The organism is Niameybacter sp. (assembly GCF_036655075.1).
Lineage (GTDB): Bacteria > Bacillota > Clostridia > Lachnospirales > Cellulosilyticaceae > Holtiella.
In genome coordinates this window covers 1-7,434 of the sequence record NZ_JAVVQU010000072.1, presented here as the reverse complement: position 1 = coordinate 7,434, position 7,434 = coordinate 1, and the positions used below count along the sequence as shown (strand labels likewise).

At 38.8% G+C, this 7,434-nt stretch carries 5 protein-coding genes; 2 read left to right on the top strand and 3 right to left on the bottom strand.

Features of this window, described 5'->3' with window-relative positions:
* Positions 1-373: 373 nt before the first annotated feature.
* Entirely contained in the window at positions 374-2,671 is a 2,298-nt protein-coding gene (locus RRY75_RS13370; RefSeq protein ID WP_332527988.1) for an SBBP repeat-containing protein, read from the bottom strand.
* Between the two features lie 222 nt (positions 2,672-2,893).
* Here RRY75_RS13370 and RRY75_RS13365 point away from each other — a divergent pair, with 222 nt between their 5' ends.
* Complete coding sequence (locus tag RRY75_RS13365) at positions 2,894-3,775, top strand: glycyl-radical enzyme activating protein (protein WP_332717226.1); 882 nt, start codon at positions 2,894-2,896, stop codon at positions 3,773-3,775.
* 27 nt (positions 3,776-3,802) lie between these two features.
* Positions 3,803-5,965, top strand: a complete 2,163-nt coding sequence (locus tag RRY75_RS13360) for a pyruvate formate lyase family protein (RefSeq protein WP_332493930.1) — start codon at positions 3,803-3,805, stop codon at positions 5,963-5,965.
* A gap of 4 nt (positions 5,966-5,969) precedes the next feature.
* Here the strand turns inward: RRY75_RS13360 and RRY75_RS13355 are convergent, their stop codons facing one another.
* Together RRY75_RS13355 and RRY75_RS13350 are read right to left on the bottom strand one after the other, a co-directional pair.
* Positions 5,970-6,806, bottom strand: a complete 837-nt coding sequence (locus tag RRY75_RS13355; protein WP_332493928.1) for an AraC family transcriptional regulator — start codon at positions 6,804-6,806, stop codon at positions 5,970-5,972.
* Between the two features lie 200 nt (positions 6,807-7,006).
* Positions 7,007-7,357: a DUF2200 domain-containing protein gene (locus tag RRY75_RS13350; protein WP_332493926.1), complete on the bottom strand. Its 351-nt coding sequence runs from the start codon at positions 7,355-7,357 to the stop codon at positions 7,007-7,009.
* Between the last annotated feature and the right edge of the window lie 77 nt (positions 7,358-7,434).

Here is a 7,434-nt window from a genome sequence, read left to right as displayed (position 1 = left end):
AGCCCAACATGACCACGTAGATAACTAGCAATGAAGTTAGAAGGTGTGGTTGTGTTGGGCTATTTATTCCGTTTGCAATTTAGTAATACTATTTAGAATTATAAAGGAGATAACATAATATGAGTAAACAGGTTTATATTAGTGCAGATTATTCAGAGGATGATGGTGATCGTGAAGCGGGCAGTAATTGTTCGAGAGTAAAAACTAATAACAACAATTGCAGTTGTACACCGTATAAACAAAATTCTAATGGAGCTACGACTTGTAGGGTGGCTCAAACAGTTCCAGCCATAGATAATGTCGGTACCATAAATACGTATTCTTACCTACCTCTGAAGTAGGATATAATAAGGCTATACATTTTACGTAGATTCTATTCTACAACTAGATATTGTGCGCCTACTGAAACAATTTCTGTGCCAATAGGTAGTAGTACTTCAAATAGATAAGCACTACCATCAGCAACGACAATCTGAGATAAAAAGAGTGTTCCTAGTACGCCTGCACTATTGATTTGAATAGATAAAGTTAACAAAATATTTTTCGAAAAATTAGGTGTTAACACAGTAAACGTTATCCCCATTGATCCGTCATTACTTGAGAGTGATGAGTTTATTACGATAGGGAGTGCCATATCTGGTTCTACAGGGATTATTGTACCAAATTTTAGGATAAATGCATCCTCATTCCCACCATAAGTCTTATCATATGCACCTATCGTTGTTGGGAAATCAGTTGATGTTGTGGCACCTGTGATATACACATTTCCTAAGCCATCTACTGCCATTCCATAAGGGGAATCATCCCCACTCCCACCTATATAAGTTGAATACAATAACTTTGTGCCACTTGCATCAAACTTGGCCAAAAAGCCATCATATCCCCCATTATAAGATGGATCATAAGCGACTACTATTGTTGGAAAATCACGGGAGAGGGTACTTCCCATAACATAAATGTTGCCCACTGCATCTAAACCTATTTTCCCGCCATAATCCACGCTACTTCCACCAAAATACGTAGAATACAGTAAGTTAGCACCTGCTGCATCTAGCTTACTTATAAACACATCAGTGGCGCCATTATAAGAAGAATCATAAGCACCTGCGGTTGTTGGGAAATTATTTGAGGTAGTACTTCCTGTAACATAGGCACTTCCCGTACTATCTATTGCAATGCCACTGGCTGTATCATCACCACTTCCACCCAAATACGTTGAATACACTAAAGCTGATCCATCTGCACTCACCTGGGTAACAAACGCCTCTTTACCGCCTGCCAAAGAAGTACTATAGGCACCTGGCGTTGTTGGGAAATCGTTTGAGGTGGTCCATCCTGTGACATAGGCATAGCCCGTACTATTTACAACGATTCCTTGTGGTACATCCTGTCCAGCTCCAGATAGAGACGTTGAATAGATCAGTTGTGTTGCATCTGCATTCAACTTGGTTACAAAACCATCATACCATCCAGTTAAAGAACCATGTGTTAGTGGAAAATCAGTAGAAAAAGTCCAACCCGTAACATAAGCATTGCCTGCTCCATCTATGGCTATACTTTGTGCCACATCTCGACCTGTTCCACCCAAGTACGTTGAATAGACTAAAGCTGCGCCATCTGTACTGAGCTTTGTTACAAAGATATCTTCTTGATCTATATCTATATAACTAGGGCCATAGACGCCTGGTGTCGTTGGGAAATCAGAAGATTTTGTCCATCCTGTGACATAGGCATTGCCTGTTCCATCTACTGCTATATCAATCCCCCAGTCACCATTACTCCCACCTAGATAGGTTGAATAGATCAATCCCGTTCCATCCGCATTCAGCTTGGTTATAAATACATCCGTGCTCCCATTATAAACCCCACCTACAGCGCCTGGTGTTATTGGAAAATCATAGGATGCAGTATACCCTGCAACATAGGCATTGCCTAAACTATCAATTGCTATGCCATTTGCCCTGTCATTAGCACTTCCACCAAGGTAAGTGGCATACGTGATGAGTGGGTCTATCTGAAGTTGTACGTCTCGATCATATTCACCTAAAGTAAAACCTACTTCTCCAGCTTGATTGATTGCATAGTCACTTTCTATTGCCTTCTGTACGCCCTCAATCTCCTGATAAGCTTTTGGCTTTAAGAGCTTTACTTCTCCAAGTTGTGTTTGAATGCATAAATGCCCCTTAGCATCTCTTTCTACTTTCTCTGCCCCCTCAAAACGCAAACGAATCTGACTGGGGTCTACATGAGGCTGAACCAAGAAGTCGTGTTCAAGTGCTTGCCCCTGTCCATAATAAACGACATCAATTCCTGGATAAACTGCTTGATATTTTATTTTTTCGTATCGTGCCACATGAGCAATCCATTTTCCAGTATCTTCTCCCTTAAAATAGTTCACGTTGCCTTCTAATCTATTTTCTCCAACGAGGGATACATCCGTCTTTGCCCCTTCAAGCTTAATTTTCAAGTAAGTGTATACACAACTTTCTTTTTCTTCTTTTTCATTGACCCTCCAAAGTGTCAAAATCACTTCATCTGGTGCAAAAAATACTTGATAGCCTTTACCCCTTGTTAAAAACTTTACTTTTTCTTCGATTTGTCCCTCATTTGCTTCAAAACTAAGAGGCAACGCACACCATTGTTTCATCTTAATGGCTTGACTAAGTTCCATAAGGTTTCCTCCCACTATAAAATTTAAATCAACAAGCTAGCTCATTTGTAGTATATGTAGCTTGGTTTAAAGTTGTGTAATGGACAAAAAATAGATAAATGGTAAGACATAAAATCTATGTTACAAAATTATATATTTGTAGGAGAAAAACGTATGTAGAATAAGCAGGATTCTTGATATATTAAACCTATCACAAGGGCGCAATAGAAGGAGAAAGTAACGATGATTTCAGGTACAGTATTTGATATTCAAAGGTTATGTGTACATGATGGTCCAGGCATTCGAACGACGGTCTTTTTGAAAGGATGTTCACTACAATGCTTTTGGTGCCATAACCCAGAGTCACTCAAACACCATAAAGAGTTGATGTTTTTCAGCGAAAAGTGTATGCAGTGTAAGGAGTGTATTGAGCGTTGCCCAGAGGGGGTACATACTTTAGAGAATGGAGAACATCTGTTAGATCGAACAAAATGTAAAACATGTGGGGCATGTGCGAGTCATTGTATGACAAAAGCACTCTCTATGGCGGGTGTGACCATGACTGTGGAAGAAGTCATGGAAGAAGTCATGAAGGATGTTGAGTTCTACAAAACATCTAATGGAGGGGTTACTTTTTCAGGAGGAGAAGCCCTACTACAAATTGACTTTTTAGAAGCAGTACTTCGTGCATGTAAGCAAAATAGTCTCCATGTAACGATCGAGACAGCTGGAAATGTTAAGTGGGAGCATTTTGAACGTATCCTTCCGCATGTGGATTTATTCTTATACGATATCAAGATGATGGATTCCCTCAAACATAAACAATATGTTGGGGCTGATAATGCACGGTGCCTTTCCAATGTAGAGCAGCTCATTAAGCGTGGGAAAAATATTATCGTACGTGTACCGGTTATTCCGGATATTAATGATCATGACAAGGATATTGAAGCAATTACCAACTTCGTAAAACATATAAATAAAGAGATACCTCTAGAACTACTCCCCTTTCACAAAATGGGACAGACAAAATATGAGAGTCTAGGACTTGATTATGAGGCAAAACATCTTGAGGCACCTAGTCAAGAAACCATGCAACGATTAAACACGATAATTTTAAAAAAATAGAGGGATAAGTATAAGGAGAGAGCAATTATGCCAAAATCAGAAAGAACGATTATGTTGGAAAAACTATGTGCCCAAAAGGGGAAAAGACCGCCAGAAAATAACTACCAAGCCAATTTACATGATGCAGCCGTTAACCTTTATAGTGAACTGCCACAGTGGGAAAAAATTGCAAGAGCAACACACTACGCCTTAGTCAACCAGGAGGTCTATATTGAAGACTATGATGACATCATTGGGAGGGTGTATTGGGGAAGATCAAAAGATGTGGAAGTAGGGGCTAAAGATTTAGATTGCCTAAGTGGTCCATTTAAAAAAGTACATGATGAATTTGCATTTTATAATGAAATGTGTCACAACCAATTTTTTTCTGCAGGAGGCTCAAGAGGACATATTGCGTGGCTATGGGATAGGATACTTACCCATGGTGTATCTGGAATGCGCCAAATGTATACAACAAGCCTAAAAAATACTAAAGATGAAAAATCACAGCAATTTTATACAGGTGTTTTAATTGTATTAGATGCCATAACACAGTGGAATCAAAAGCACATTGAAAGGTTAAAAGAAATGAATAGGCTGGACAAAGTTGCAATTTGCGAAAGGGTTCCAGAGTATCCAGCAACTACTTTTAAGGAGGCGGTGCAAGCATACTACTTCCAACATATTATGGTGCTTAGTGAAAATCCTTATGGCGGCAATAGTCCTGGGAGATTAGATTATTATTTATGGCCTTATTTAGAAAGCGACTTGGAAAAAGGCATTTGTACTTTAGAAGAAGCACGTGTGCTGATTGATGAATTATTCTTGCGTTTTGATGAAAGTGTACACACTATGGACGGATGGGGAATCACGATTTCCATTGGGGGCTCTCATAAAAATGGTACATCTGCCGTCAATCTATTAACTTACATCATGATTGAATCTATAATGGATATGAATATTACCCACCCATTACTCTACCCTCGTATGCCTAAAAATCCACCCGAAGCGTATATTAAGCTTTGTGCCAAGTATCTTAAAGAAGGGAATAATCGTGCACAGATCTTAAGTGATGAAGCCATTATTAAAGCAATGATGAATAGTGGTGTGCGCTATAGTGATGCAACAGATTATGCATGTGGTGGCTGTATGGAGATCTCACCACAAGGTATGAATAGTGACTATTTGTTCAACGGATGGCATAACATTCCCAAGCTTGTAGAGTTAGCCATTACCGGTGGAAAGTGTCTTGTAACAGGCAACCAGCTTCAATCAACCCAGTTTAAAGGATTGATTGCATTTACGCAGTTCGAAGATTTCTACAAGGATTTTGAGAAAGAAGTTTTTAGAATGATTCATATTTTCTTCCGTACACAAGATGTCTTTAGTGAAGAGGATGCAAAGTCAAGACCTGCTTACTTACTTTCAAGTATGCTAGATGATTGTCTGACAACAGGAAGAAATATGCATGATGGTGGTGTGCGTTACCATAACTACGGAAGTGCACCTATAGGATTGCCTAATGCAGCAGATGCATTATTCGCAGTGAAGAAAGCAGTTTTTGAAGATAAGCTATGTACAGCAGAAGCATTAATCCATGCATTAGAAACGGACTTTAAAAATAATGAATTGCTCCGTTTAAGATTACAAAACATTCCTAAATATGGCCAACAAAATGAAGAAGCAGATGCATTTGCCTCAAGAGTCATGACAACAGTGTGTGAGGCCTATAGCAGTTATACCAACCGTTTGGGTGGAACAGCATTACCTATGGTGCTGACCTTTACATTTGGTGTAGAAGCAGCGCAGATACTAGGTGCTACAGCTGATGGTGGGCATGCAGGTAAAATGGTAGCACATGGCATTACACCTCAGTCTTCATCTATGACATGTGGACTTACTGCAGCGATGAATTCAAACTTAAGCATGCCAACAGAATTATTTACTGGTGGTGCATCAACCATGTGGGACTTTGACCCCTCATGGGGAAGTGAAGCCTTATTAGAAATGATACTTAGAAGATTTATAGCAGGTGGGGGCCAGATCTTTCAAGGTAATACGACTAAGGTAGAAGAGTTAATACAAGCACAAGAAAACCCAGAGGCATACAGACATCTTATTGTCCGCGTAGGTGGGTTTTCAGCACGCTTTATTTACTTAAATAAAGCCCTTCAAAATGACATTATTTCTAGATATCGTCACAAGTGTTAGGGCTTTATAGATGAGATTGACCAAAAGTATTTCTATATTCAGTAGGGGTCATACCCGTTTGCTTCTTAAAGAAATTAGAAAAATAAAACTGGTTGTTAAAGCCTAGCGATTCAGCAATCACAGAAATAGCCAGTTGGGTAGAACAAAGTTGTTGACTGGCAATCTCAGTCTTTTTTCTAACGATGAATTGTACTGGGGAAGTACCAAAGTTTTGCTGAAATAGTTTAGTGAAATAATTAGGATGGTAGCCAGCTATTTCAGCCATTTTTTTGACAGTAGCCTCTTCATGAATATGATTTTCTAAGTAATGAATGGCATGATTCAATGGGGTGTTATAATTTTTCTGAGTGAGTTCAATCTGATGAGTGGGACAACATTCTAGATAATAGCATAATAAATCTATCATATACTGCTTAACTTTAATCATTGAAGAGATACTGGTTTCTTGAAAGCAGCCAATCATTCCTGTGAACAAATCAGTGACAAGGTCTATATGCTTTGCATCGATACATAAAGGGGTATGGATAATTTCAAATAGATCCAGCCCACCACATTTTGCATCAAAGTGACAAAAGTATTTTTGATAAGGTGTATGGGGATGTGTAGAGAATGATTGAATGGTATTGGCAGGGAGTAAGTAGAGTTGCCCCTTGCTAGGAGATAAGGTCGTGTCGTTGACTTGCATCATGCCTGTACCTTTAACAATAAGACCAATGCTGCTAAAAGGGAGTGTAAGATTGGAAGCACTCCAAGTCTCCGAACATTGGGTATGGTGTGCTCTATGTACACAGATAGTCATTTCCTGTAACTGATTTTGTATAAATAAGTTGGATTGATTCATGGTTGAAATCCTTTTCTATAGCCATTAAATTTGGAAGTCGTGTTTGGTAAGGGTACGAGTAATCATGCTGGAACAGAAGCCGTAGATATGATTTCACATTTACTTGAACATGATCTAGAGGATAGCTTCACAGGGGCACTATTCCAAGATATACACATTCTTGGACACTCGTTCTCAAATTTTTATGAGGGTAGGCATGACTACTGTCTCAGAATTTTATTCATAGCCTTACCTTTAGAAAGTTCATCAATGAGCTTATCAAGATATCTAATTTCTTGCATAAGAGGTTCTGAAACTTCCTCTACTCTGACGCCACAAACAACGCCTTTAATAAGATTGCGGGCAGGATTTAAACAAGATGCTTCTAAAAAAAAATTTTCAAAATCCACTTGATTTTCTATTTGTGCTTGTAATTGATCTTGACTATATCCAGTCAGCCAACAGATGATTTCATCTACTTCACCTTTTGTACGACCCTTTTTTTCAGCCTTTACAATATAGTGTGGATAGACTTGAGAAAAGCTCATTTTATAAATATTATTTGTTGCCATAAGATGGGGCGACCTCCTAAACAGTATATAGATAATCTATAATTGAATGGTAGCATATATAGCGCGTATATTCAAAT